This window comes from Pseudomonas sp. CAU 1711 (genome assembly GCF_039888625.1).
GTDB lineage: Bacteria > Pseudomonadota > Gammaproteobacteria > Pseudomonadales > Pseudomonadaceae > Aquipseudomonas.
Map to the genome: position 1 here is coordinate 144394 of NZ_JBDQQT010000004.1, position 25492 is coordinate 169885.

Below are 25492 nucleotides of genomic sequence, written 5' to 3' on the forward strand. Positions count from 1 at the left end.
TGATGCGCCTTGCCTCAGGTCAGTTTACTTACTAAAAGTAACGGGTAGTATGTAGCCCGGCTAATTTCCCGGCCTGGGAAATTGCTTTTCATGGAAAGTCCACCTTAAGGGGAAAACGATGAACAATGTTCTGAAATTCTCTGCTCTGGCCCTGGCCGCCGTTCTGGCTACCGGTTGCAGCAGCATGTCCAAAGAAACCGAAGCTCGTCTGACCGCTACCGAAGACGCAGCTGCCCGCGCTCAAGCCCGTGCCGACGAAGCCTACCGCAAGGCCGACGAGGCTCTGGCTGCCGCTCAGAAGGCTCAGCAGACCGCTGACGAAGCCAACGAGCGCGCTCTGCGCATGCTGGAAAAAGCCAGCCGCAAGTAATACTTGCCAAGGCTTGAAGAAGCCGACCCGGCTTGCCGGGTCGGCTTTTTTAATGCCTGTAGAAAGACAATAAAAAACCCGCGACACCGGAGAGCATCGCGGGCTAGTACGGCTACCGGCTCAGAGCTCCAAGGGGGCCGTCTCCTGGCTGGCCACGGTCTGGTCGGGCACGGCGATCTCGATCGGCATGCCGTCTTCGGAGGCCACGACCTCGCGCACCATTTCCCAGTCCAGGCGCATGCTGGCGCCCAGTTGCTCGTTCTTCAGCAGCGCGTTGATCACCGCGGCATGCTTGTCTACCACGGACAGCTCGCCCTCATCGACCAGCGGAGCGTGGGCCTCGAGATAGACCTTGCCATCGCTGACGCCAAACTTGTAAGGCTCGTTGATGATGCGCACCTTGGTGCCCACCGGCGCCATCTTGGCCAGCTCCAGCACGTTGTGATTGAGCATGCGGAAGCAGCCATGGCTGACGCGCATGCCAATGCCGAACTTTTTGTTCGAGCCATGGATCAGGTAGCCGGCTGTGCCCAGGCTGAACTTGAACGGCCCCAGCGGATTGTTCGGCCCCGGCGGCACATAGGCCGGCAACGGATCACCGTCGGCGGCGTGCTCGGCGCGGATGGAGGCCGGCGGCGTCCAGCCCGGATTGGGCGTCTTGCCGGTGATGGTGGTAGTGGCGATGGGCGAACCCCATCCCTCGCGACCGATCCCCAAGGGAAAGGTATGCACCACGTTCTGCCCTTTCGGGAAGTAGTACATGCGGTACTCGGCCAGGTTGATCACTATCCCTTCGCGCGGGCCGGGCGGCAGGATGTAGCGGGTCGGCAGGACGATCTCGGAGCCCTCGCCCGGTAGCCAGGCATCGACACCCGGATTGGCCGCGACCATCTCCAGGTAGCCCAGGTCATTGACCGTGGCTATATCGGCAAAGGTGTCCTCGTACTTGGCCTTGATCACTTGGATCTGGCCGACGATATCTTCGCCCGGAGGCGGCAGGGGCAGCTCTAGGGCGGCGGCATGGCCAGCCACGATCAAACTGGCGAGGCTCAGGGAGCGAGCAAGCGACAACATCCGTTGGTCCTTGGCAAAGCGGTTGATGGATTAGGCTGAGAATTGTACACCCAGGGCGATCGCGCCGGGAGAGCTCAGGCGTCGGACCACAGGGGCCGTTCGCCACGCCGCTGCGCCTCCAGAGCGGCACGACAGGCCAAACACAGGCGCTTGTCGCGCAGACCGTCGCGATCGACCTCATGCAGCGCTGGCAAAGCCGGCAGCAGGCCGCCGCAGAGGGTGCGGTCGGCGTGCCCGCCCAGCTCCAGCTGCCGTGCGACAAGGTGCAGGCGTGCCTCGCGGCAGGCAAACAGGTCCATCTGCTCGTCGGGGACGATCAGTTGATAGGCATACAGGGACCAGGCGGGACGCGGCATTCGGGGCTCCGGGGCGGGTCGCCACGATAGCCGAAAGCCAGCAGCCGGAAAAGGCTCAGAGCAACGGCCTCAGGGTCGGCCAGACATTTTCCAGCATCTGCGGCTGGGCAACCGCCAGGGGATGGACGCCATCGGCCTGCATCATCCCCGGCACCCCACCGACCCCCTCCAGGAAGAAAGGCACCAGGGTCGAACCCGTCTCGCTGGCGACTTTGGCAAAGACTTCGGCGAAGGCCGTCGTGTAGCGCTGACCGTAATTCGGTGGCAGCCTCATCCCCAGAATGAGCACCTTGGCACCGCCTTCCTGCGAGTGCCGAACCATGGCTAAAAGATTCTGTTGCAATTGTCCCAGGGGCTGACCGCGCAGGCCATCGTTGCCGCCCAGTTCGATAATCACCAGTTCCGGACGATGCTGCACAAGCAGCGCCGGCAGGCGTGCCAGACCGCCCGCGCTGGTGTCGCCGCTGATCGAGGCGTTCACCACGCGATGCTCGAAACCCTCGTCGCGCAGGCGTTCCTGCAGCAGGCTGACCCAGCCCTGGCGGGTATCCAGCCCGAAAGCGGCGCTGATACTATCGCCAACGACCAGCACGGTGCCGGCCAGAGCCCCCGGGGCCCACAGCAGCAACGCCAGCACACAGCTCACCCACCCTCGCATCGGACTCTCCATGAGCGCCATTCTTTCTGCGCGGCACCTTAGCAAAGTGGTTCCCAGCACGGAAGGCGAGCTGAGCATCCTGCATGAGCTCTCCTTCGACCTGGATCGCGGCGACAGCCTGGCTATAGTCGGCAGCTCCGGCTCGGGCAAATCCACCCTGCTCGGCCTGCTGGCCGGCCTGGACCTGCCCAGCTCCGGCGAGGTCGAACTGGCCGGCCACGCCCTGCACGCACTCGACGAAGACGACCGGGCCCGGGTCCGCGCCGAACAAGTCGGCTTCGTGTTCCAGTCCTTCCAGCTGCTGGACAACCTCAACGCGCTGGAGAACGTCATGCTGCCGCTGGAACTGGAAGGCCGTGGCGACGCCCGCCGGCGTGCCGCCGACCTGCTCGAGCGCGTCGGTCTGGCGCAGCGTTTCGGCCACTATCCGCGCCAGCTCTCCGGCGGCGAGCAGCAGCGCGTGGCCATCGCCCGCGCCTTCGCCGCCGAGCCGGCGATCCTGTTCGCCGACGAGCCCACCGGTAACCTCGACAGCCACACCGGCGAGCGCATCAGCGACCTGCTGTTCGCCCTCAATCGCGAGCGCGGCACCACCCTGGTTCTGGTCACCCACGACGAGCGCCTGGCCCATCGCTGCCGCCGCCTGATCCGCCTGGATGCCGGCCGCCTGATCGACAGCGTGGAACCCTGATGCGTCCGCCGCTGCTGCTTCTGGCCTGGCGTCAGCTGCTGCGCGACAGCCGCGCCGGTGAGCTGCGCGTGCTGTTCTTCGCCCTGCTGGTGGCGGTCGCCGCCAGCACCGCCATCGGCTACTTCGGCGCGCGCCTGAACGCCGCCATGCTGCTGCGCGCCACCGAGTTCCTCGGCGCCGACCTGGTGCTGGCCGGCAGCTCGCCGGCCGGCGCCGAACAGATCGAGGCCGGGCGCAGGCTCGGCCTGGAGCATGCGCGGGTCGTCGAGTTCTCCAGCGTGATCGCCGGCGAACAAGGCATCCAACTGGCCAGCGTCAAGGCCGCCAGCCGCAACTATCCGCTACGCGGCGAACTGAAGAGCGCCGCCGCACCCTATGCCGCCGAGCAGCCCGGAGCCGGCCCGCAACCTGGCGAGGCCTGGGGCGAGGCACGCCTGTTCGCCGCCCTCGACCTGCAACCGGGCGACCGCATCGAGGTCGGCAACCTGAGCCTGCGCCTGTCCCGCGTGCTGACCCACGAGCCGGACCGCGCCGGCGACTTCTACAGCCTGACACCACGGGTGCTGATGCATATCGACGACCTGGCCGCCACCGGTGTGGTGCAACCCGGCAGCCGCGTGCGCTTTCGCGAGCTGTGGCGTGGCGAGGGCGACAGCCTGGCGCGCTATCGGCAGACGCTGGAAAGCGGCCTGGCCGCCCATCAGCGCCTGGAAGACGCCCGCGACGGCAACCGCCAACTCGGCGGCGCCCTCGGCCGCGCCGAGCGCTACCTGAACCTGGCCAGCTTGGCCGCCGTGCTGTTGGCCGGCGTGGCCGTGGCCCTCTCGGCGGCGCGCTTCGCCGCGCGGCGCTTCGACGCCAGCGCGCTGCTGCGCTGCCTGGGCCTGTCGCGACGCCAGGCACTCGGCCTGTTCGGCCTGCAACTGGGCATGCTCGGCCTGTTCGCCTGCCTGCTCGGCGCACTGTTCGGCTGGCTCGGCCAGCTGATCCTGTTCAAGTTGCTGCAGGGCCTGCTGCCGCCAGGCGTGCCTCCGGGAGGGCCACTGCCGGCGCTGGCCGGAATGGCCACCGGCCTGGTGGCGCTGGCCGGTTTCGCCCTGCCGCCGCTGGCTGCCCTCGGCCGCGTGCCGCCGCTGCGGGTGCTGCGCCGCGACCTGCTGCCGACGCCGCTGAGTTCCTGGCTGGTGTATGGCAGCGCACTGCTGGCCCTAGGGCTGATCATGTGGCGCCTGAGCCTGGATCTGCGCCTGACCCTGGGCCTGCTCGGCGGCGGCCTGCTCGCCACCCTGCTGCTCGGCGGCCTGCTCCTGCTCGGCCTGCGCAGCCTGCGTCGCCTGCTGGCTCGCGCCGCCCTGCCCTGGCGCCTCGGCCTCGGCCAGTTGCTGCGTCATCCGCTGGCCGCCGCCGGCCAGGCGCTGGCCTTCGGCATGATCCTGCTGGCCATGGCGCTGATCGCCCTGCTGCGCGGCGAACTGCTGGACACCTGGCAGAACCAGTTGCCCGAGCAGGCGCCCAACCACTTCGCCCTCAACGTGCTGCCGGAGCAACGCGAGGCCTTCGCTGCGCGCCTGGCCAGTCTGTCGCCGCATCCGGCGCCGCTCTACCCGATAGTCGCCGGGCGCCTGACCCATATCGACGGCGAACCGGTGCAGCGCATCGTCAGCAAGGACAGCCAGGGCGAACGCGCCATTCAGCGCGACCTCAGCCTGACCTGGGCCAGCGAGTTGCCGGAAGGCAACCGCTTGCTGGCAGGCAACTGGTGGGGCGAGCAGTCCCACGAAGAACTGCCGGGCGTCTCGGTAGAGGCCAAGCTGGCGGAGAGTCTGGGCCTGGGCCTGGGAGATCGGCTGACCTTCAGCGTCGGCGGCCTGGAGCGCCAGGCGCGGGTCAGCAGCCTGCGCCAGGTCGAATGGGACAGCTTCCAGCCGAACTTCTACATGATCTTCGAGCCGGACACCCTGCGCGACCTGCCTGCCACCTACCTGACCAGCTTCTACCTGCCGCCACGCAGCGAGGCGCAACTGGTCGAACTGGCGCGAGCCTTCCCGGCCGTCACCCTGCTGCAGGTGGAGGCCCTGCTCGCGCAGCTGCGCAGCATCATGGCGCAGGTCAGCCTGGCGGTCGAATACGTCCTGCTGTTCGTCCTCGCCGCCGGCCTGGCGGTGCTGTTCGCCGGCCTGCAGGCGACCCTCGACGAGCGCCTGCGCCAGGGCGCCCTGCTAAGGGCCCTGGGTGCCAGGCGCCAGCTGCTGCAGGCGGCGCGGCGCACCGAGTTCGCTCTGCTTGGGGCGGCCAGTGGCCTGTTGGCCGCGCTCGGCTGCGAACTGGTGAGCTTCCTGCTGTACCGCTTCGCCCTCGACCTGCAGTGGCAAGCGCACCCCTGGCTGCTCCTGCTGCCCCTGATCGGCGCCCTGCTGATCGGCACTGCCGGTGTCTGGGGCACACGCCGAGCCCTGAACGCCTCGCCCCTGACGGTGCTGCGCGAAGTCTGAGCTTGTTAGAATGACCAGCTCCCACCTGGTTACGAGCAGCATGAGCCGATATCGCCCACCCCGCACCGCCGGCACTCCCCTGATCACCCCCGAGGGCGAGGCGCGCCTGCGCGCCGAACTGCACGAGCTCTGGCATGTGCGCCGGCCCCAGGTGACTCAGGCGGTCAGCGAAGCCGCCGCCCTGGGCGACCGCTCGGAAAACGCCGAGTACATCTACGGCAAGAAGATGCTGCGCGAGATCGACAGCCGGGTACGCTTCCTCACCAAGCGCCTGGAAAACCTCAAGGTGGTCGCCGCCCCGCCAAGCGATCCGAACAAGGTCTACTTCGGTGCCTGGGTGACCCTGGAGGACGAGGCCGGCGTGGAGTCGCGCTACCGGATCGTCGGCCCCGACGAACTGGATCTCAAGCAGGGCCTGATCAGCATCGACTCGCCGCTGGCGCGCGCCCTGGTCGGCAAGGCGCTGGACGCCGAGGTGCGGGTGCAGACGCCCGGCGGCGAGCAGGCGCTGTGCATCACCGCCATCGACTACCCGGGCTTCAGCGCAGGCTGATCAGGCCCTGGCGGGCCACCCGCACCAACTGGCCGATCAGCTCGGCCTGCAGCGGCCGGGCTTCCACGCCGACCACCACCAGGTCATAGGCATCGTTGGGCAGCGCGCGCAGGTCTTCGGGCCGCGGCCCGGCGAAACGCACGAGGAAATTGCGCGAAGCCGGCCAGTGCTTGGGCCAGCCTTCGAGGCTCTTCAGCAGGCGCGCCTGATGACTGCCGACCAGCAGCACATGGGGATGGCGATTGACCGCGCAGCGCGGCAGGGGGGAAAAATGCAGGTGGGTGCGTGGGCAGCTCATGATGCAGTCTCGGCCTCATAGTCCCGCCGGACTGCGGTGGGAGGCGACACCGGCCAGCGCTTTAGCGGTATTCGCCCGACCGGGCGGCGCCCCGCAAGTTGCTCTTAAATCGGCGCCATGGAGTGCGATCCTAGGAATGCCGACGCAGCCTGTCAAGGAGGGCTCATGCAGCCAGAGAAGCTTCGCCTGTTCTTCGCCCTGCCCTGCGCGCCGGCGATGGCCGAACGCATCGACCGCTGGCGCGCACGCCAACACTTCGTCGGCCACCTCACGCCACGCGCCAACCTGCACCTGACCCTGGCTTTTCTCGGCCATCTGCCGGCCGAGCAGCTGACGATGCTGGAGCGCATTCCAACCGGCCTGGCGCTGGCGGAACTGGCCTGCGAGCTGCACCTGGACAACCTCGCCTGCTGGCGCGGCGGCCTGCTGCACCTGGCCCCCAGCCGAGCGCCCGCCAATCTGCTGCGCCTGGCCCGGGAACTGGAACTGGCCCTGGTCGCGGCGGGCCTGCCGAGCGATCGGCGCCCCTTCCGTCCCCACCTGACCCTGGCCCGTGGCAGCCGGCCACCCATCGCGAGCGAGCCTGCGGACTTCGCCTGGCAAGCCGACGAACTGGTGCTGTATCAGTCGCTGCAGGGCCGCTATCTGCCCCTGCGCTGCTGGCCGCTCGGCGACAAGGCTGCCGGCGGATAAGCCCCGCTCGCGTAGCACGCCTGAGAAACACCCACGTTTCCCTAGGTAACATCCCCAACCCGAAGCAGAGGCCCCGTACTTTCTGGCTTGCGCAGCAAACGGCCGTTTAGAGCCTTTGTTCTAATTTGCACTCTTTTGGCACAGATCGTGCCCCTCTCGCCCAAGCCGCAGTACCGACCCTGGATGGGGCGGCTGGCTGGGTGCACGGATGGATCTCTGCCTAAATCACCGTTCGAGAGCATAAGATGAATAACAAGAAGACCCTGCTCACCCTCTGCATCGGCAGCGCCCTGCTGCTGTCCGGCCAGGCCGAAGCCGGCTGGTTCGGCTCCACCGGCTACACCAAGACCAAGTACCCTATCGTCCTGACCCACGGCATGCTCGGCTTCGACAGCATCCTCGGCGTCGACTACTGGTACGGCATCCCCTCCTCGCTGCGCTCCGACGGTGCCAGCGTGTACGTCACCGAGGTCAGCCAGCTGAACAGCTCCGAGCTGCGCGGCGAGGAACTGCTCGAGCAGGTCGAAGAGATCGCCGCCATCAGCGGCAAGGGCAAGGTCAACCTGGTCGGCCACAGCCACGGCGGCCCGACCATCCGTTACGTCGCCGCCGTGCGCCCCGACCTGGTCGCCTCGGTGACCAGCGTCGGCGCTCCGCACAAGGGTTCGGCCACCGCCGACTTCATTCGCCAGGTACCGCCGGGCTCGGTCGGCGAAACGCTGCTGGCCGGCATAGTCAACGGCCTGGGCGCGCTGATCAACTTCCTCTCCGGTAGCTCCAGCGGCGCCCAGCAGAACGCTCTGGCCGCCCTGGCCTCGCTCAACAGCCAGGGGGCCGCGGCCTTCAATGCCAAGTACCCGCAGGGCATCCCCACCAGTGCCTGCGGCGAGGGTGCCTACAAGGTCAACGGCGTCAGCTACTACTCCTGGAGCGGCACCAGTCCGCTGACCAACCTGCTGGATGTCAGCGACCTGCTGATGGGTGCCAGCTCGCTGACCTTCAACGAAGCCAACGATGGCCTGGTCGGTCGCTGCAGCTCGCACCTGGGCAAGGTGATCCGCGACAACTACCGGATGAACCACCTCGACGAGGTCAACCAGATCTTCGGCCTGACCCACCTGTTCGAGACCGACCCGGTCACCGTCTACCGCCAGCAGGCCAACCGCCTCAAGCTGGCCGGCCTCTGAGCCACGCGGCGGGGCCTGCGGGCCCCGTCCGCTTTTCCGCGAGTCATGCCGTGAACAAACCCCTGCTTCTGGCTGTGCCCCTGCTGATCGGGGCCAGCATCGCCGTCACCCTGTACCTGTCTCCCCTCGCCCCGGACCAGCCCCCGAACCCGGCACCGTCCGCCCTACCCGCTCCGCCGGCACTCCCCGGCCTGACCGTGCCGGTCCAGGACGACCGGCAGGCGAGCGCGCAGGACACGACCATGGCTCCCCTGCCTCCCTCCTTCGCCGGTACCGAGGTCGATGGCCGCTTCCGCCTGGACCCGGCCGGCAACCTGCTGATCAGCATGGATATCCGGCGCATCTTCGACTACTTCCTCAGCGCCTACGGCGAGGAGAGCCTGCAGGCCAGCATCGGTCGGCTGCAGGCCTATATCCGCAGCAACCTGGCGGAACCTGCACAGGGCCAGGCCATGGCCCTGTTGCAGCAGTACCTGGACTACAAACGGCAGCTGATCCAGCTGGAGAAGGAGCTGCCGCAGCTGGCCAGCCTGGACGCCATGCGCCAGCGCGAGCAGGCGGTGCGGGCCCTGCGCGCCGGCATCTTCGGCGTCGAGGCGCACCAGGCGTTCTTCGCCCCGGAAGAGGCCTACAACCAGTTCACCCTGCAGCGCCTGGCGCTGCGTCAGGACAGCAGCCTCAGCGACCAGCAGAAGGCCGAGGCGCTGGATCAGCTGCGCGCCGGCCTGCCCGAGGAGCTGCAGGAGCTGCTGGTACCGCAGCTGCAGGAGGAACTGCGCCAGCAGACCAGCGCCCTGCGCGCCCAGGGCGGCACGTCCGCACAGCTGCGTCAGCTGCGCCTGCAACTGGTCGGCGCCGAAGCCACGGCGCGCCTGGAGGTGCTGGACGGCAAGCGCCGGCAATGGCAGCAGCGACTGGGCGACTACCGCCGGGACAAGGCCGCCATCGAAGCCAGCAGCGGGCTCAGCGCCGCGGACAAACGCTCGGCCATCGCCGCGCTGGCCAGCGAGCGCTTCGACGACAACGAGCGCCTGCGCCTGGAAGCCGCCGAGCAGCTGGCGCAGAGCCGAGAGAGCGCAGACTGAAATGCAAGAGGCCCGCATTGCGGGCCTCTGCTCGGTTATGGCGGCTGTCAGCGCGAGAGGATGCGATCCAGGGACAGCTTGCCCGCGCCCTCTATCATCAGCACCGCGCTGATCAGGCCGAGGATCAGGGCATATTCGTAGCCATTGTTGGTGATGAAGAAGCCGTTCGGCCAGTGCACTGCGAACATCGCCACCAGCATGGCCACCAGCAGCGAGAGCGCGGCCGGGCGCACCAGCAGGCCGACCACCAGGGCCAGGCCACCGAAGAACTCGGCGCTGCCGGCCAGGGCCGCCATCAGGTAACCCGGGGTGATTCCGATGCTTTCCATCCACTGGCCGACGCCTTCGAGGCCGTAGCCGCCGAACCAGCCGAAGAGTTTCTGCGCGCCATGGGCGGCGAAGGTCAAACCGGCGCCCACACGCAGCAGGGTGATGCCGTAGCCGGCGTTAGAAGTCATCAGGTTCTTGATCAGGTCGTTCATGTGCCAGTTCCTCGTGGGGAGTATTGGGGTGGTTGAGGCACATACTATTCGAATTATTAGACCATAAAAGCGCAATTTGCCGCTTATATAGGTCAATAAAATCGATTAATTTCCTTTCCGAGGCTTCTGCGGTTCCAGCAGAAAACGCTCGCGGTCATAGGCAAGGTAGTACTTGTTCACGCTGTTGACATAGCTCACCACGCCGAGCCCCATGCGCTCCATCGCCACCCGCTCCACCTGGAAGAACCAGCGGTTGGGGTCCAGACCGCGCCGGCGCGCCTCCGCCCTCAGCCCCTGCACCCGTTGCGGGCCCATGTTGTAGGCGGCGAGGACGAAGGCCATGCGTTCGGCCTCGGCGATCTGCCGGCTGGGGAAGAACTCGCGACGGATTCGCGCCATGTAGCGGGCCGCGGCCAGCACGTTGTTGTCCAGCGCCTGAATATTGCCCACGCCGACGCTGCGTGCCGCCGCCGGGGTGATCTGCATCAGCCCGGTGGCGCCCGAGGCGCCGCGCGCCGCCGGGTTGAGGGTGGACTCCTTGTAGGCCACCGCGGCCAGTTGCAGCCAGTCCAGGTCCTGCTGCTCGCCATGTTTCTGCAGCACGCTGCGCACGCGCTCCAGGCGCTGCCGGTCGGCCCCGCCGGCCAGCGGATTACGCACCTTGTAGGAGCGCCGGTAGACCCGCTGGAAGGCGGCGTCCTGGTCGGCCGGCGCGCGATAGCCGGCGAGAAAGCGGTCGACGCTGGCGCGCAGCATGGGCGAGTCGCGGCGCACGAACCAGCTCAGGTCGCGCTCCTGACTGACGACCAGGTGGCGCTCGATGCGCAGGCGCGGCATCACTTTCAGCCAGCGCTCGGCGATCGGCAGCTCCACCGCGGTCCAGGGATAGATGCCCGCCTGCACCATCTCCAGCACATCTTCCACCGCCAGGCTGGGGTCGGCCCACTCCACCACTATGGGCGGGCGTCCACGCTCGCCCAGGCGCCGGTTGAGCGGGAGCAGCGCCTCGGCGCCGACGCTGCCGAGCGGCAGCACCAGGCTGCGCCCGGCCATGTCCTCCAGCCTACGGTAATGACGATTGCGCACATTGCCGACCACCACCAGCGGCACGTCCCGACGGATCGCCGCACTGGCGCTGATACTCTGTCCGGGATGGGCGGAGAGCAGCTCGCCCGGCGCCACCAGATCGCCGTCGCCACGCTGCAGGGCGGCCAGCAACTGGTCCTTGGGGCGGGGGATCATCTTCAGGCGCAGCTCGCGAGCGCCAGCGGCATTGCGGTTGAGGTACTGCTCGAAGGCGCGCAGGCGCCGATACTCGACGCCGATGGCCTGGCCGCGCACCTCGCCCGAGCTGTTGCGGCTCTGGTTGATCAGCACGCGCAGCTCCCCGCTCTTGCGGATCTGCGCCAGATCGCGCTGGCTGCCGGTCGCCGGCGCCTGCCCGCTCAAGGCGCTCAGGCGCGCTTGAGCCGGCAGTATCGCCAGGCAGCAGAGCAGGAACAGCAGCGCTCGCGTCATCGAGCCTCCGGGCGAGGCCGATTCATGCTGCGAGCCGGCCGACTGAGTGCATTCCGGCGACGAATGGCACGGAAGCGAGGGGCGCGGAGGTTGGCACAGCGACGCTCAAACGGCCAGCCCGAGCTGGCAACAAACATTAACAAGCATGCATAACTACCTGTATTTACTTGCTTTATTACGGCAAGCAAGGCTCTGGTATGCTGCCCCGCTCGGTTTGCGAGGTAGCACCATGCAACTCATCGACATTGGCGTCAACCTGACCCACCCCAGCCTGGCGCGCGAACGCGAGGCGGTTATCGAACGCGCAACGGCAGCCGGCGTCTGCCAACTGGTGCTGACCGGCACCAGCCTGGAAGAGAGCGAGAATGCCCTGGAATTCTGCCGCCAGCTGGACGACAGCGGCCGTCGACTGTTCAGCACCGCCGGCGTGCACCCGCACGATGCCAGCCAGTGGAACGGCGACAGCGCGCGGCAGCTGCGTGCCCTGCTGAGCGAGACGCCGGTACGCGCGGTGGGCGAATGCGGGCTGGACTTCAATCGCGACTTCTCGCCCAGGCCGCAACAGGAGAAGGCCCTGGAGGAACAGCTGGCCCTGGCCGTGGCGCTGCGGCTGCCGGTATTCCTGCATGAGCGCGAGGCGGGCGCCCGGCTCACGGCCATCCTCCGCGAATTCCGCGACCGCCTGCCGGCCGCCGTGGTGCACTGCTTCACCGGCGACAGGAATACGCTGTACGGCTATCTGGACCTCGACCTGCACATCGGCATCACCGGCTGGGTCTGCGACGAGCGCCGCGGCACCCATCTGCACCCGCTGCTGCGCGACATCCCCGCCGGCCGCCTGATGCTGGAGAGCGACGCCCCCTGGCTGCTGCCGCGCAGCCTGCGGCCCAAGCCGAAGAGCGGGCACAACGAGCCGGCCTTCCTCACCGAGGTGCTGCGCGAGGTGGCCCTGCACCGCGGCGAGAGCGCGGAGGCCGTGGCCGCGCATACCACGGCCACGGCACGGGCCTTCTTCGACCTGCCGCAGCTTTAATCGAACACCGTGGTGGTCTGCCGGCTCAGCGCCAGCAGCTGGCCGTCGGCCGTCCACAGGCGCGCGGCGATATGGCCGTAGCCATCCGCGGCATGCTCGATCTCGGCGCGGTACAGGCACCAGTCGTGGGTGGTCAGGCTGGGAATGGGGTGGACGAACTCGATGGTCCAGGTCAGCGAGCTGCCCGGCGCCGGCTTGCTCAGATGCGCCAGGACCACCGGCGGCCAGGCATCGACCAGGGCCAGCAGGTGAGCCTCGCTCACCCGGTCGTAGCTGACGTCGCTGCGCAGACGCACCCAGCCGCCCATGCTGCGTGATTGATTGTTGCTGAAGGGCATGCCGCCCTCGCCCCAGCGCATGGCCAGGAAGCGGGTGAACTCGGGCGTCACGCCGGGGATGTAGCCGAGCTCCTGGCACTCCTCCACCGCTTTCATCGCCGGCGCCGGCTCGGCCACGACGCGCACCGCGGACTCGCGTGCGGCGCCGAAGCTGCCCTGAGCCATGGCCACCACCGCGCCGTTCTGCACGGCGCGCCCGAGCACCTGGCTGACCGACTTACCCTCGCGCAGCACCTCGACCTCGAAGGCCGTCGCCTCGCCCATCTGCAGGGGAGCAACGAAAGTGACCGCCAGCGAGCGCACCGGCTTGCCCGGCGCCACCTTGAGCCGCATGGCCTCGTACAGCATGGCCGCCACCAGACCGCCGAAGGCCGCCCTGCCCTGGCCCCAGAGAGCGGGAACCACGACATGTTGGGGATGGGTGTGTACCGCGTGAATCAGCTCGGCAAAGGTCATGCACAATCTCCTGTCTGCACAGACTGCAGCTTAGAGAAAAGCACGCCTTCCCGGGAGTGGCAGGAACGCCAAAGGTGCCCCGTGAATCTCGCGCTATCGGCTCTGCGCCGGTACTTGCGGAAAAAACTCGCAGAGCTCCAGCAGCGCCAGATCCGCTTCCCGCTCGGCGTCCAACAGCCGTTGCCGCCAGATGCCGGCACAAGGCCCCAGATCGGTCTCGATTTCGAGGCGCTGCAGCCATTGCCAGTGATCATGCCAGTGGCCCAGGGCCGCCTGGGCTCGCCGCAGGCTCCTCAGCCGCGCAGGCTCGAGCTGGTAGTAGGCCGGCCAGGCCTCCGCGCAGTAACGCAGGCGCTTGATCAGCAGGCGCAGACGATGACGGTCATGGGCCGGATCACGCAATGCCATGGCCAGCTTGCGCGCCAGCCTGTCGAGATGGCGCGCCACCCGCTTGCCCCGTGCCCGCCACTGGCCATGGCGACGGGCCTGCCGACAATCCTCCGGCCATTCGTCCAAGCGGACCATCAGGCCCCGCAGCGGCACTCCCGCCAGCAGTTCGACATAAGCCTCGGCCAGACAGTCGCGGCGCAGCGCCGCGGGGCCGGACAGCCCCTGCGCCTCCAGCTCATGGGCCAGCACCTCGATGTCACGCAGCGGCCCGCTGGCCCGGTTGAGCACCGTCACCGCCTGCTCCAGCGCCGCGCACAACGGTTCGCGGCGCAGCGGTCGCAGCAGGCTGGCGAGGCGGCGCAGGGCGATGCGCAGGTCGTGCAGCGCCTCGCCATCGGTGCCCGCACTCAGGCGCGCGCAGCAGGCATACAGGCGGACCTGCAGGCCCAATACCCGGCGCTGCAACCTGTCATCGAATGCGCTCATCGTTTCCCCCGCCACGGCAGAGCCTTACGCAGCACGACGAGGCGCTCGCGCAGGCGTCCAGGCGCCGGCTCCACTCCACCATAGCGCTGGGCCTCGAAGTCGCGGGCGAAATCCTCGATGGCACGCGCCTGCACCGGCAGGGCGGCCACGGCGCGAGCGGCAAAGGCACGCACGCCCTCGCCCGGCGCACGCTGCAGCCCCTGGCGCGCCAGCAGACGCTCGAAGCGGCGCAGCAACAGGCGCTGCGGATCGCGCTCGCGACGCCAGGGCTTGAATAGCCAGAGGGCAAGCAGGCCAAGCAGCAATCCGCAGCCTCCAACCATGACCAGGGCCATGCGCTGCCAGTCCAGGCTGCCGAACCAGCGCTTGAGCAGGCTCAGCTGCTGTTCGCCGCGGTAGCCCAGCACCCAGCGCTGCCAGTTGTAGTTGAGGTTGTCCCAGGCCAGGCGCAGCTCGTTGATCCAGGGCACGCCACGGTAACGCAGCGGCGATAGCGGCGAACCCTCGAGGAAGCCCTCGTCCGCTTCCAGGGCCTCCTGCGAACCCAGCTCGACCCGCTCCGGGGCGACCTGGAAAGTCGGGTCGACGCTGACCCAGCCGCGCCCTTCGAGCCAGTACTCGACCCAGGCATGGGCATCCAGCTGACGTACCGTCAGGTAGTTGCCTGCCCGATTCAGCTCGCCACCCTGGTAGCCGGCCACCACGCGAGAAGGAATACCGGCGGCGCGCAGCACGAAGGTCATGGCCCCGGCGTAATGGGCGCAGAAGCCCTTGCGGGTGCGGAACAGGAACTCGTCGATGCTGTGTTCGCCCACGGGCGGCGGCTTCAGGGTGTAGCCATAGGGTTCGCGATTGAAGTGTTGCAGCAGCTCCGCCACCAGCGGCTCGGTATCGACATGGCGATTGCGCAGTTCGCTGGCCCACTCGCGGCTGCGCGGGTCACCCTCGGCCGGCAACTGCAGGGCGCGGCGGCGGATGCCTTCCGGCAACAGAGGCTGGCGCACGGCCTGCGGCCAGGATCGGGCACGGTACATCAGGTTCTGCATGACCGGGCGCGGCAACTCCAGGCGGAAGTCGTCCATCTGCCTGGCCCCCGGCTGCTCGCTGAGGCCCATGTCGAGCACGAACAACCAGGGTCTGCCGCTGGCCTGCATGATCACGCTGTAGTCCAGGGCGGGGCCTTCTGTCTGCCAGCGCGGCGCCTGCTCGGCAGAGCCGGACTTGCTCTGCGACCAGCGCCGGCCGTCGAAGCGATCCAGCGTCAAGGCCCGCCAGTAGAGCAGGTCACGGCTCGGCACAGCCCCGTCGAAGGTGGCGCGAAAAGCCAATGCCGGCGAGCGGCTGAGCTCCGCCACATCGGCCGGCGCCATGCTGTCGGACAGGCCGGTGATGCCCTTCTGCGGCGTGGGCAGGCTCCACAGCGGCCCCAGGCGCGGGAAGAACAGGAACATCAGCAGCATCAGCGGCACCGCCTGCGCCATCATCGCCGCCGCCAGTTTCAGGGTGGCGGCCGGGCGCCCGGCCAGGCCGCTGTTCTGCAGGCCGATCAGCGCGGCCAGCAGGGCGGTGACCGGCAGCAGGCTGTACAGGGCGCTGAGCAGGCTGTCGTCGAACAGGTAGGAGGTCACCACGACGAAGAAGCCGAGGAAGATCAGCACCAACGCATCGCGCCGGCTGCGCAGCTCCACCAGTTTGAGGGTGAAGGCGGCCACCAGCAGCAGCACGCCGCCGTCCAGGCCGATCAGGCTGCCGCGCGAGAGCAACACCGCCGCCGCGGTGGCCAGCATCAGGCCGGCGCGCAGCAGCCCGGAGGGGAAACGGGCGCGCATGCGGAATACCTGGATGCGCCAGCCGGCGCACAGCAGCCACAGGCCGACGATCCACGGCGGCAGGTGCAGCAGGTGCGGCAGTATCACCAGCACCTGGGCCACCAGCAGCCAGGTCAGGGCGATACGCGGGATCGCCGGCGTGGTGCTCATGGTCGCTCCCCGTACAGCGCCAGGGCGCGCAGGCAGGCCTGACGGTGACCGTCGCCGAAGTCCGGCGCCAGCTCCAGCCCCGGCAGGCGCAGGCCATAGGCCTGCTGACGGGCATCGAGTTGCAATACCCAGTGGCAGAGCAGCGACAGGCGCGCCTCGATGTCGCCACCCAGGGTATTGAAGTCCAGCCACAAGTCGCGCCCGGCCAGCGTGGCGAAGTCCTTGACCAGCAGGCCCTGGCCACGGGAGAAGGCCTTCCAGTGCAGGCGTCGCTTGGAGTCGCCCGGCTGGTATTCGCGCAGGCCCTGGTAGTCGTCCGCGCCCTGCCCGCTCGCGCGCCGGCCTTCGTCCTCGGCCTCGTCGCCGGCACCGGCCGCCAGCGGCAGATCGCCCTCCTGCGGACGCGGGTAGACCAGCACGGCCTGATCCAGGTCGACCCAGCTCCAGGCCACCAGCAGACCCAGGGGGAAGCGACTCTCCACCCGCAGTCGCTCGGGACGCAGCCAGCCCCGGCGCAGCGCCGGCAGATCGAGCTCGCATTCGCGCTGACCGGCAGCCGGCACGTCCTGGCTCTGCAGCGCCTGCGGCGGCCAGCCGAGGGCGATGGCCTGATGGGCCTGGCCGTCACTTTCCAGGCGCACCCTGAAGCGTGCCTGCTCGCCGACGAACACCGCCGGGCTGCTGCCTGCCTTGAGGATCAGCCCGGCGAAGTTGCGATAGGTGTGCAGTATGGCCACGACGAACACCGCGGCCAGCAGGAAGGTCAGGCCGTAGGCCAGGCTGTTCTCGTAGTTGATCGCGGCCAGCAGCATCAGCACCAGGGCCAGACCGAAGGCGGCGCCGACCCGGTCGGGCATGATGAAGATGCGCCGCTGGTTCAGCTGCACCTGCGCCGCCGGCGGAATGCGCCGGGCGATCCAGCGCCGCCAGCGCGCCTTGAGCCCGGTCACACCGCCGCGACCTCGCGCAGCAGCCACTGCACCAGCGCGCCGCCACCGTGGCCGGCCGGATCGGCGCGCTCGCGCAGGCGGTGGCCGACCACCGCCGGCAGCACCGCCTGCACGTCCTCGGGGATCACATAGTCGCGGTTGGCCAGGTAGGCCCAGGCCCGCGCCGCCGCCAGCAGCGCCAGGCTGGCGCGTGGCGACAGGCCCCAGGCGAACTGCGGCTCGCTGCGGGTCGCCTCGACCAGACGCAGCACATAGTCGACCAGGGCATCGCTGGTGCGGATCTGCGGAATCAGCGCCTGGATGGCCGCCAGCTCGGCATGATCGAGAATCGGCTCCAGCCGTGGCAGCACCTCGCGCCGCGCCTCGCCGAGCAGCAGCGCCTTCTCCGCCGCGCGCGCCGGATAGCCCAACGACAGGCGCATGAGGAAACGGTCCAGCTGCGATTCGGGCAGGGCGAAGGTGCCGCCGGAGCTGACCGGGTTCTGCGTGGCGATGACGAAGAAGGGCTCGGGCAGCGGCCGAGTGGCGCCTTCGATGGTCACCTGGCCCTCCTCCATGGCCTCCAGCAGCGCGCTCTGGCTCTTCGGCGTGGCGCGGTTGATCTCGTCGGCCAGCACCAGCTCGGCGAAGATCGGCCCGGGGTGGAAGACGAACTGCCCGTTGTCCTTGTCGAACACCGAGGTGCCGAGGATGTCGCCGGGCAGCAGGTCGGAGGTGAACTGGATGCGCTGGTAGGACAGCCCCAGCACCCGCGCCAGGGCCTGGCTGAGAGTAGTCTTGCCCATCCCGGGCAGGTCCTCGATCAACAGGTGTCCGCGCGCCAACAGGCAGGTCAGGGCCAGGCGTACCTGGGGCTCCTTGCCCAGCAGCACTTGGTTGACCGCATCGAGTACCGCATCCAGTCTGTTTCGCATCGCTCACTCCCGTTCCGTAGCCACGATGCTAATGGCCGCGGCGGCTCGGGCAAAGCTCCGCGAAACAGTTGGCGACAAGTCCGCGTCAGCGCCCGGCGCGCGACTCACTGATATAGAAGCGCGCCTTCCTGGCATTCTTGGTGCAGCTCTCGTAACCCTCGAACTGCTGCGAGGTCTTGGCCCCGGTCAGCAGCGTCAGGGCCTTGGAGTAACTCACGGTACCGGCGAAGCCTTCGGCCTTGGCCAGATCCAGCTCGCGCCAGGCGGCGTCCAGTTGATTGGCGCAACTGTCGCGGTAGGCCGTCTTGGCGGCACAGCCGGAGATGGCCAGGGCCAACAGGGCCAGGGTGGCGATTCTCGTCATCTTCTCTCTCCTGATAATGGTCTCGCGACTTGGATGTCGCGGCGGCCGCAAAGTGCCGGGGCGCTGCGGATTCTAGCAAAGCCGACCTTGGCGCGGCCGCTCTACGCGGGTATGTTCGAAGCCTATGCGGGGGAATTCGGCGATGAACAAGAGAGTGGCTCTGGTACTGGGTTCGGGCGGCGCGCGCGGCTATGCCCATATCGGGGTGATCGAGGAACTGGAGGCCCGGGGCTATGAGATCGGCTGCATCGCCGGTTGCTCCATGGGCGCGGTGGTCGGCGGCATCTACGCCGCCGGCAAGCTGCAGGACTACCGCGCATGGACCGAGAGCCTGGACTATCTGGATGTGCTGCGCCTGCTCGACGTCAGCTTCCGCCTCGGCGCCATCCGTGGCGAGAAGGTGTTCGGCAAGATCCACGAGATGGTCGGCGAGATCGACATCGAGGATCTGGCCATTCCCTACACGGCGGTCGCCACCGACCTCACCAACCAGCAGGAGATCTGGTTCCAGGAAGGCTGCCTGCACAAGGCCATGCGCGCCTCGGCGGCCATTCCCAGCCTGTTCACGCCGGTCACCCAGGGCACCCGCATGCTGGTCGACGGCGGCCTGCTCAATCCGCTGCCGATAGTCCCGGTGGTATCCAGCCACTGCGACCTGATCGTCGCGGTCAACCTCAACGCGCAGAACCAGAAGCAGTACAGCCTGCCGGTGATCGAGCGGCCGGCCGCCTTCAAGGGCAAGATCGACCAGCTGATGGGCTCGCTCAGCGCCCGCCTGCCCTTCCTGCGCCGCGAGGTGGACGAGGAGGAAGACGAAAAGCTGATCGCGGAACTGGACAATCCCTGGGTCGAGCCCAAGCCCCCGCGCGAACCCGACGACAGCGCCCCCAAGTCGGCCAGCGGCTCCCGCGAGCTCGGCAATGTCGGGCCGGCCTCGCTGCTGGAACTGGTCAACCTGAGCTTCGAGACCATGCAGAGCTCGCTGGCCCAGTACAAGATCGCCGGCTACCCGCCGGACATCCTGATCAACGTGCCCAAGCGGGTCTGTCGCTTCTTCGAGTTCCACAAGGCACCCGAGCTGATCCAGCTGGGGCGGCAGATCACCGCCGACACCCTGGACAAATACGAACGCGAGCACGGCTAACGCGACACTACTGCCCCTCTTCCCCGGCCCCTCTCCCGTAAACGGGCGGGGGGGAGCGAAGCCTCTACAGCTCCAGCAGACGATAGCCGAGGCCGCCTCCGCGGCGCGGTCGGGTCGTCGCCGAGCTTCTGCCGCTGATGGCCGACCACCAGCCGCAGATAATGGCCGCCCTCGGCGTGCGTCGGCCCCCAGATATCGCGCAGTGGCTGCTGGGCACCACCCGACCCAAGTAGCGGCCGAGCATGGCCAGCACCGCGTACTCCTAGCGCGTCAGGGCCACCTTCCGGCAGGCGAAGCCAGGCGCGGCGGCAAGCGGTGGATGCCGTTCCGATCCAATGGCCGCTTCCATCCGATCCTCTACGGCCGGACTGGACGAAATCGTCCATTTCGACCAAGGCAGCACCGACCAATTCGGTATTAAGTCAATATATATCAACTACTTAGATACATGGCACAGCCTTTGCCGTAGCCCCTTCGGCACGGTGCGCCACGTACCGCATACCGTGCCTTAGCCGGGGCTGCGATGCCCCACCGTGAAACTCAAGCAAGGAGCTGAGCATGGGAATTCCTACCACGAACTGCCCCGTCCAGATACAAATTTGGGTGGATGACAATGCCGTTTCCACGAATAGCCGGGCGGGCGTCTATCTCGTCGACAACCGGGTCGCGTCCGGGAGCGAAGCCGAGGGGACGCCCAACCTGGCAACCGCGTGCTCGCAAGGCACCAACGTCTGTTGGCAAGTCATGCTGATCAACCCCAAATCCACCTCCAACGTCTCCATCCAGTCGATCGGTAACTCCGGCGCCTGGGGCTTCAGCGGCCAGCCGCAACGGGCGCCGGACAACGCGGCTGCCTTTACCGGCACCGTCCAGAACTCGGGCAACTTCAGCTACCCGCTCGCCATCAACGTCCAGGTTCAGGGTGGTTCGGGCGTAACCGTGAACCTGAGCCCGAGCGTAGCCGTATCCGCCGGTTAACAAACCATAGCGACAAAGGAGCCAAGGACTATGACGCAATCGAGCCAACCGGGTGCGGTCGTCCGCACCGTCAACCCCACCGCCAATTTCGATCCGCAAAGCGCGGTCACCATCGCTGTGGACACGGCCTACGTGGTGTCGATGGGGGGTGGCAGCATCAATACCGGCGTGTACATGTTCGACAATCGCTTGACCAACGGTAGTTCCGGCGAAGGCACGCTGGAACTGAATTCCCGGGTCAACCTGGGTGACCTGGTCGGCTTCGAGGTCGTGCCGATCAATCCCAATTCGAACGACACGGTGTCGATCACCGGCTTCCAGGTGTCGTCGGGCTCGGTGTTCGGCAGCACTGGCTATCCGATCCAGGACAGCCCCGACGGCAGCTACTGGGTCGGCCAGGCGATCAATGCCAATGCACAGGTGACCACCTACCAGATCCAGATCAAGGTGACCACCGGTGGCATCCGCCCGGCCAGCTACTACGTGACCTGGGACCCGTTCATTCGCCTGAATTGATCGCGGCACGCCATGAAAATAAGGCTCGACGTCGTCGAGCCTTATTTCTGGGGAGGATGCACGGGTAGCAGGTTCCGTCGTTCACGCCGCCATGCGCGCACAGGCATCCCCTATCCAACCGACGGTTCCTTGCTATAAGTCAGCCGGCTGGGCCGTAGCTTCATACGCACCAGCGAGACCAGGAAACCGAAACCCGCCTGATTCGGGTCGATCACCGGCACATAGAGCGACAGCGCCTCCTGCAGCAGCGCCTCCACCTGTCGGGCTACGTCGATGAAACCGGTACAGCCCAGCAGCAGGGATTGAGCGCCATCCTCGCGGACCGCGCGCACGCCGGCCTCGAACACCTTGCCCACCACCAGCTCGGTATTGGACAACTGGTCCACCGGGCAATCGATGGAATGGATGGAGGCGAACGAATCCTGCAGACCGTAGGCTTGCGGGTGCCCGCGCTGCATGCCCAGCGTGCTCTGCAGCACGGTGATGATGGAAAAACGTTGGCTCAATGCCAGCGCGGTGAAGGCCGAGGTGGGAAACCCGCCGATGATGGGAATGTCGATCGCTTCGCGCGCCGCCTCCACGCCGCACATATCGAAATCGCTCAGCCAGATGCCGTCAAAGCCCTCCTGCTCCAGTCGCCGGGCCATCGCCACCACTGGAGTGCCATTGTTCAGCCAGTCGATACGGTCCTGAATATGGTCGGTACCTTGCGGCAGATTGCGAACCTCTACCGCGACGTCGGGCGGTATCACCGGCTGCACCGACTCGAGCAGGCGCTGATTGAAGCCATCGGTAGCGACCGGTGCAAGTATGCAGATACGCAGGGGGCTCATACGGGTTCTCCGGTAACGGCTGGATGCGCGGCTTCGACGGGCACATAGGGCCCCAGATAGCCGAGCTGCTCGAGCAGGTTCATGAAACTGCCCAGTATCAGCCCGCCGGGTTGCCGCAGGGCCGGGCTGGCTTCGATTCCCAGGACCGTCACCGGCCGACCGCGTACCGCCGGATTGAGGGAGCCATCCTCCATCACCAGATCACCGTTGGAGAACACCTTTTGCCCTGGCCCTCCCACGAAATAGGCCAGGCTGTCGGGAGCCATCCCGATCGGCCGAGCCGCCGCGCTGCTCCAGGCGAGTAACGACTCGTTCTGGAAGAGGACGGTGCAGCGTGCACCGTCCGCCTCGATGTGCATCTTGCCCACGTCGAAACCGCCGGTGGTCTGCACCTCGGCCGACACCAGCATGCCGGGGCCGAATAGCGGCCGGGCGTACAGGTCGAAGTGCGAGAATAGGAAGTCGATCATCGCTTGTGGCGTCTCGACCTGCCCGGCCTGCAAGGCTTGCCCGAGCGCCAGGGCACGGCTCAGGGTACCGCGGATCGGCAGGGCCTCGGCGAGCCGCGCCGAATCCATGACCCACATGGCGAGCCCGCCGAATTGACCGAATTCGGGCTCGGTGATGATGGGCCGCATCATGTGCTCGATGATGGCCGACACGTCCTGTTGATGGGTGGCGCCGCCATTGCTGCCGCTACGGGGCGTGACATCCAGTTCCACGCACAGGTCTTTCTGGCTGACGAGAAAGGCCGGCCTCGGGTTCACCTCGTGGGAGGCGAAGGTCAGCATGGGCAGCGATGGCACCGCGCGGCCGGCTCCGTCGGCATCGACGACCGCCAGGCCCAGCTTGGCCGCGACCAGGCAGGCCACCACGAAACCCAGGGCACCGCTCTCCGGCGGCACCACGTAGGCCAGATGGCGGCCCTCGGCCTCCAGGCGGGCCTGCACCTGGCGGACGGCCAGCACTGGCCCCTCCGGGTAGAGCACCTTATCGATGGCTTCCGGTGCGCCCATGTACGCCACCATCACCGTGTCGCCGTCTTTGGCCTCGTCCACGTCGACGACGCGAACCCGGTCAGTGGGGTAGTAATCGCCTATGTGGAAATGCGTGGCCAGATGCCGCGCCGAGACCACTGTCCCGCCGCCGCCGCTGCCGAAGAAACAGCCGCCCAGTAGCAGGAGCTCCAGGTCGTTCGGTCCCAATTCATATGCCATGACGTAATCCTCCTTCCGGATGGGTTGCATGCAGATTGCCCTCGCCCAGGTCCTCGAGCAGCCGAGAGGCCCGTGCCACCACCGGCGGACAAGCAGAGTCCGCCGCCACGCCGCGCATTGCGCGGATCAACAGGTCGAGCGCTTGCCCGCGTCGGTTGGTCCGGCACAGCAAGATCGCCAGGTTGGCCGCGGTACGAACCCGTGCCGGCACCGAGCCAAGCGCCACCGCGGTCGAATAGGCGCTACGCAGCCCCTGCTCGCCCCCTTCGGTGTCGCCCATGCTCAGCCGAGCGCGTGCTCGCACGTCCAGCAACTCGCTCATGTATGCGCGATCCTGGTGTTCCAGCACGGTATCCAGCGCCTGCGCCGCCAAGGCGTCGCTCTCGGAGGGGCGGCCGGCGACCAGCAGCAATTCGGCGCGCTTCCAGGCTTGAAAGGAATGAAACAACTTGCCGCCGTTGCGCAGCATGAAGTGCTCGTAGCCTTCCACCATCGCCTGCTCCGCCGCCTCGTACTCGCCCAGCGAGGCCAGGTGGTATCCGCGGAACAACTCGCCGACGCCCTGGTAGAAGGCGAAGCCATGCGCGCGCGACAACGCTTCCAGCTCCGTGGCCAGGCTGCCCAGCCGCGGCATGTCCTCGAACAGGCAGGCCAACCAGGTCGCACCCTGCAGAGCGATGGCACGGTCGAAGGCATGCGGGTTCTGTGGCTCGCCGAGTTGTATCAGCGCCTGCCAGGCGGTGCGCGAACGTTGGAACTCCCCGAGCTGGAACGCGGCGAGCCCTTCGAAGGTCACGGCCAGGCCGGACAGGTCGAAGCCATGCAAACCGGCGTTGCGCTGTCCTGCCGGGGACGCCGCCAATCCACTGCGGGCCAGGCAGGCCAATGTCTCGGTGCTGTCGCCCAGCCAGAACAGCGTATTCGCCATCGCGAAATGCGCTTCGCCGTGAACGTCGGCGTTGCCGGTAGCCTGTGCCCGTTGCAGCATCTGCTGTGCGGTGGCACGCGCCTTGCCCAGGTCGAGGGCCATCAGTTGCGTAGTCCAGATGCCGAGCAGGATGGGGATCAGGTCCGCGTCGCCGGCCAAGTTCCTGCCGATCTCCAACGCGGACTCGTAGCACTCCTGCGCCTCCGCGCTGAGCCAGCCGTGCAGGCTGCGGTAACTCACCCCCAACAGTCGCAGTAGCTCGAACTGCTGACGCAGCTGGTTGTCCTGGGCGGGCAGGCTGCGGAGCAGGTCCCGCGCGCTTTCCAATAGCGGAATCGCCCCGCGGAAATCGGCCTGCGCCACCAGCCGGCGGGCCTGATCGATCTGCCGCTGTACGGCGCCGCGCTTGTCCTCGCGCGCCAACACGCGCCGCTCGACCACTTTGCGACCCACCCCCAGCAGGCGCGCGGCCAGCGTCTTGTTGCCGTTGCATAGCTGCAGTGCATGGTCGACCAGCAATTGCTCCGCCGCGGCCAGCTTGTTCGCCCCGGGTAGTTGCAGCAATGCGTCGGCCAGCGAGGCAGGGGCAGCTGTGCCGGCAAGCGCTGGCGAGAGAAAGTCATCCAGCACCTCGGCGCTGATCAGCGGGGACTCCGCAAGAATGCCGAGACGATCCACCAGACTGCGCAACTGGCGCACATTTCCCGGCCAGGCATGCCGCCGCAGCCGCTCCAACGCCTCGGGCGTGAACGACAGCGGACGGGGCTGCAGCGCGGCGAAATGCGCAACCAGGGCAGCGATATCTTCCCGACGCTGTTCCAACCCCGGCACGTCCAGCACGAACACGGCCAGACGGTAGTACAGGTCCTCGCGGAACCGGCCTTCCCTGACCAGGGCCTGCAGGTCGCGATGGGTGGCCGCCACCACACGCCCTTCGAAACGCCGAACCTCGCCGGAGCCGAGCGGCCGGAACGTGCGCGTTTCCAGCACCCTCAGCAACTTGGGCTGCAAGGACATCGGCAATTCGCCGACTTCATCGAGGAACAGCGTGCCCCGGCTTGCCAACTCGAGCTGCCCTGGCCGACTGGCGACGGCGCCGGTATAAGCCCCCTTGGCATGGCCGAACAGTTCGGCCTCCATCAACTGCTCCGGGATTGCCCCGCAGTTGACGTCGATGAACGGCGCAAGGCCTCCGCAATAACGGTGATGGACGAGCTGCGCCACCACCTCCTTACCGGCGCCGGTCGGCCCCCAGATCAGCAGCGGCTTGTCGGTCTGCGCGACACGCTCCACCAGGCGCAGCAAACGCTGGAAGGCGGGGGAGTTGCCGATGGCGCGCGGCGCCGTTTCCCACGGAACCGCCCCGAAGCCGCCCCGGAGCGGCCTGGCGTCCGTCACCATGGCCACCCCGAGCCCGGCGCCCACCGGGTGGGAGCGCATACGGCCAACCTTTGCGTGTGCAATTCCAGTCCTCCTTGACGTGCTTCCATCGCAGCATGTCGCGCCTTC

General features: G+C 67.6%; 26 protein-coding genes and 1 pseudogene. 11 read left to right on the forward strand and 16 right to left on the reverse strand.

Annotation, left to right across the window (positions count from 1 at the left end):
- Positions 1-118 precede the first annotated feature (118 nt).
- Positions 119-370 (forward strand): outer membrane lipoprotei OprI, encoded by a 252-nt coding sequence (gene oprI / locus AAFN46_RS05840; RefSeq protein WP_003239826.1) that lies wholly within the window; start codon positions 119-121, stop codon positions 368-370.
- A gap of 120 nt (positions 371-490) precedes the next feature.
- Here the strand turns inward: oprI and AAFN46_RS05845 are convergent, their stop codons facing one another.
- The 3 genes from AAFN46_RS05845 to AAFN46_RS05855 form a co-directional block, all read right to left on the reverse strand.
- A complete protein-coding gene (locus AAFN46_RS05845) occupies positions 491-1444 on the reverse strand; it encodes a L,D-transpeptidase family protein (RefSeq protein ID WP_347807752.1) in 954 nt (317 codons plus the stop codon).
- Positions 1445-1518: 74 nt separating this feature from the next.
- A complete protein-coding gene (locus AAFN46_RS05850) occupies positions 1519-1800 on the reverse strand; it encodes a hypothetical protein (RefSeq protein ID WP_347807753.1) in 282 nt (93 codons plus the stop codon).
- Positions 1801-1855: 55 nt separating this feature from the next.
- Positions 1856-2458, reverse strand: coding sequence for an arylesterase (locus AAFN46_RS05855; RefSeq protein ID WP_347807902.1), 603 nt, complete (start codon positions 2456-2458; stop codon positions 1856-1858).
- A 10-nt stretch (positions 2459-2468) separates the two neighbouring features.
- Here AAFN46_RS05855 and AAFN46_RS05860 point away from each other — a divergent pair, with 10 nt between their 5' ends.
- The 3 genes from AAFN46_RS05860 to greB are packed head-to-tail and all read left to right on the forward strand — an operon-like array spanning position 2469 to position 6194.
- Positions 2469-3149: an ABC transporter ATP-binding protein gene (locus AAFN46_RS05860; RefSeq protein WP_347807754.1), complete on the forward strand. Its 681-nt coding sequence runs from the start codon at positions 2469-2471 to the stop codon at positions 3147-3149.
- Positions 3149-5641: an FtsX-like permease family protein gene (locus tag AAFN46_RS05865; RefSeq protein ID WP_347807755.1), complete on the forward strand. Its 2493-nt coding sequence runs from the start codon at positions 3149-3151 to the stop codon at positions 5639-5641. Before AAFN46_RS05860 ends, AAFN46_RS05865 begins: the two co-directional genes overlap by 1 nt.
- A 40-nt stretch (positions 5642-5681) precedes the next feature.
- Entirely contained in the window at positions 5682-6194 is a 513-nt protein-coding gene (greB, locus tag AAFN46_RS05870) for a transcription elongation factor GreB (protein ID WP_347807756.1), read from the forward strand.
- On the opposite strand, the gene AAFN46_RS05875 is transcribed toward greB, so the two are convergent.
- On the reverse strand, positions 6181-6492 hold the full coding sequence (locus tag AAFN46_RS05875; protein WP_347807757.1) for a class I SAM-dependent methyltransferase: 312 nt from the start codon (positions 6490-6492) through the stop codon (positions 6181-6183). The two genes, greB and AAFN46_RS05875, sit on opposite strands and share 14 nt — an antisense overlap.
- A gap of 165 nt (positions 6493-6657) precedes the next feature.
- Here AAFN46_RS05875 and thpR point away from each other — a divergent pair, with 165 nt between their 5' ends.
- The 3 genes from thpR to AAFN46_RS05890 all read left to right on the forward strand — a co-directional run bounded on the left by thpR (position 6658) and on the right by AAFN46_RS05890 (position 9457).
- Positions 6658-7185, forward strand: a complete 528-nt coding sequence (gene thpR, locus AAFN46_RS05880) for an RNA 2',3'-cyclic phosphodiesterase (protein ID WP_347807758.1) — start codon at positions 6658-6660, stop codon at positions 7183-7185.
- A 245-nt stretch (positions 7186-7430) separates the two neighbouring features.
- Complete coding sequence (locus AAFN46_RS05885) at positions 7431-8372, forward strand: triacylglycerol lipase (protein WP_347807759.1); 942 nt, start codon at positions 7431-7433, stop codon at positions 8370-8372.
- 50 nt (positions 8373-8422) lie between these two features.
- Positions 8423-9457 (forward strand): lipase secretion chaperone, encoded by a 1035-nt coding sequence (locus tag AAFN46_RS05890; protein WP_347807760.1) that lies wholly within the window; start codon positions 8423-8425, stop codon positions 9455-9457.
- A 47-nt stretch (positions 9458-9504) separates the two neighbouring features.
- Here the strand turns inward: AAFN46_RS05890 and AAFN46_RS05895 are convergent, their stop codons facing one another.
- Positions 9505-9939, reverse strand: a complete 435-nt coding sequence (locus AAFN46_RS05895) for a DoxX family protein (protein WP_347807761.1) — start codon at positions 9937-9939, stop codon at positions 9505-9507.
- Between the two features lie 105 nt (positions 9940-10044).
- Positions 10045-11457, reverse strand: coding sequence for a transglycosylase SLT domain-containing protein (locus tag AAFN46_RS05900; protein ID WP_347807762.1), 1413 nt, complete (start codon positions 11455-11457; stop codon positions 10045-10047).
- Positions 11458-11686: 229 nt separating this feature from the next.
- Between AAFN46_RS05900 and AAFN46_RS05905 the strand changes: the two genes are divergently transcribed.
- Entirely contained in the window at positions 11687-12490 is an 804-nt protein-coding gene (locus AAFN46_RS05905; protein ID WP_347807763.1) for a TatD family hydrolase, read from the forward strand.
- On the opposite strand, the gene AAFN46_RS05910 is transcribed toward AAFN46_RS05905, so the two are convergent.
- The 6 genes from AAFN46_RS05910 to AAFN46_RS05935 form a co-directional block, all read right to left on the reverse strand.
- Positions 12487-13284 (reverse strand): thioesterase family protein, encoded by a 798-nt coding sequence (locus AAFN46_RS05910; protein WP_347807764.1) that lies wholly within the window; start codon positions 13282-13284, stop codon positions 12487-12489. The genes AAFN46_RS05905 and AAFN46_RS05910 overlap by 4 nt on opposite strands.
- Before the next feature lie 93 nt (positions 13285-13377).
- The gene (locus AAFN46_RS05915) at positions 13378-14160 is read right to left on the reverse strand and encodes a CHAD domain-containing protein (RefSeq protein ID WP_347807765.1); all 783 of its coding nucleotides are present in this window, start codon (positions 14158-14160) and stop codon (positions 13378-13380) included.
- Positions 14157-16139, reverse strand: coding sequence for a DUF3488 and transglutaminase-like domain-containing protein (locus AAFN46_RS05920; RefSeq protein ID WP_347807766.1), 1983 nt, complete (start codon positions 16137-16139; stop codon positions 14157-14159). Before AAFN46_RS05920 ends, AAFN46_RS05915 begins: the two co-directional genes overlap by 4 nt.
- Positions 16136-17089, reverse strand: coding sequence for a DUF58 domain-containing protein (locus AAFN46_RS05925; RefSeq protein WP_347807767.1), 954 nt, complete (start codon positions 17087-17089; stop codon positions 16136-16138). Before AAFN46_RS05925 ends, AAFN46_RS05920 begins: the two co-directional genes overlap by 4 nt.
- Complete coding sequence (locus tag AAFN46_RS05930; protein ID WP_347807768.1) at positions 17086-18003, reverse strand: AAA family ATPase; 918 nt, start codon at positions 18001-18003, stop codon at positions 17086-17088. The genes AAFN46_RS05925 and AAFN46_RS05930 overlap by 4 nt, the downstream gene beginning before the upstream one ends.
- 85 nt (positions 18004-18088) lie before the next feature.
- On the reverse strand, positions 18089-18367 hold the full coding sequence (locus tag AAFN46_RS05935; RefSeq protein ID WP_347807769.1) for a hypothetical protein: 279 nt from the start codon (positions 18365-18367) through the stop codon (positions 18089-18091).
- 142 nt (positions 18368-18509) lie between these two features.
- Here AAFN46_RS05935 and AAFN46_RS05940 point away from each other — a divergent pair, with 142 nt between their 5' ends.
- Positions 18510-19511, forward strand: coding sequence for a patatin-like phospholipase family protein (locus tag AAFN46_RS05940; protein ID WP_347807770.1), 1002 nt, complete (start codon positions 18510-18512; stop codon positions 19509-19511).
- A 64-nt stretch (positions 19512-19575) separates the two neighbouring features.
- Here the strand turns inward: AAFN46_RS05940 and AAFN46_RS05945 are convergent.
- A pseudogene (locus AAFN46_RS05945) lies at positions 19576-19797 on the reverse strand (winged helix-turn-helix domain-containing protein); the annotation flags it as partial.
- Between the two features lie 272 nt (positions 19798-20069).
- On the opposite strand from AAFN46_RS05945, the gene AAFN46_RS05950 reads away from it, so the two are divergent.
- The gene (locus tag AAFN46_RS05950; RefSeq protein ID WP_347807771.1) at positions 20070-20489 is read left to right on the forward strand and encodes a hypothetical protein; all 420 of its coding nucleotides are present in this window, start codon (positions 20070-20072) and stop codon (positions 20487-20489) included.
- Between the two features lie 30 nt (positions 20490-20519).
- Positions 20520-21005: an AidA/PixA family protein gene (locus AAFN46_RS05955; protein WP_347807772.1), complete on the forward strand. Its 486-nt coding sequence runs from the start codon at positions 20520-20522 to the stop codon at positions 21003-21005.
- A 110-nt stretch (positions 21006-21115) separates the two neighbouring features.
- Here the strand turns inward: AAFN46_RS05955 and AAFN46_RS05960 are convergent, their stop codons facing one another.
- From AAFN46_RS05960 to AAFN46_RS05970, 3 genes are read right to left on the reverse strand one after another with little or no spacing between them, the layout of a single operon-like run.
- Entirely contained in the window at positions 21116-21838 is a 723-nt protein-coding gene (locus tag AAFN46_RS05960; RefSeq protein WP_347807773.1) for an aspartate/glutamate racemase family protein, read from the reverse strand.
- A complete protein-coding gene (locus AAFN46_RS05965) occupies positions 21835-23055 on the reverse strand; it encodes a DUF917 domain-containing protein (RefSeq protein WP_347807774.1) in 1221 nt (406 codons plus the stop codon). The genes AAFN46_RS05960 and AAFN46_RS05965 overlap by 4 nt, the downstream gene beginning before the upstream one ends.
- Entirely contained in the window at positions 23045-25423 is a 2379-nt protein-coding gene (locus AAFN46_RS05970; RefSeq protein ID WP_347807775.1) for a sigma-54 dependent transcriptional regulator, read from the reverse strand. The genes AAFN46_RS05965 and AAFN46_RS05970 overlap by 11 nt, the downstream gene beginning before the upstream one ends.
- Between the last annotated feature and the right edge of the window lie 69 nt (positions 25424-25492).